Annotated in this window: 1 protein-coding gene; it reads right to left on the bottom strand. The window is 67.1% G+C overall.

Annotation, left to right across the window (positions count from 1 at the left end; genetic code table 11):
- Positions 1-331: transposase (locus tag ACYOEI_RS41230; RefSeq protein ID WP_462856496.1), on the bottom strand; the 331-nt coding region annotated here is incomplete at both ends.

Here is a 331-nt window from a genome sequence, read left to right as displayed (position 1 = left end):
GCCCCCCATCGTACCCCCGGGTCTCGGCATTCTCCGTCGCCTTGACCGTCTGGCTGTCGATGCTGCCGACGCTCGGGCTGGGCTCATGGCCGTCGGCGACGCGGACCATCCGCCGCAAAGCGTCGAGCATCTTCTGCCAGGTGCCGTCGGCCTTCCACTGGGCGAAGTGGTCGTAGACCGTGCTCTTGGCCGGGAGGTCATGCGGGAGCATGTCCCACTGGCAACCGGACCGGTTGAGGTAGAAGATGGCGTTGAGGACCTCGCGCATGGGGACCTTGCGGGGCCGGCCGGTCGAGTTGATGGGGATGAGAGGCTCGAGGATAGCCCACTG

The sequence above is a fragment of the Singulisphaera rosea genome (genome assembly GCF_054877945.1).
The sequence above is the reverse complement of the archived record's forward strand: the minus strand, read 5'-3'. Positions and strand labels throughout refer to the sequence as shown.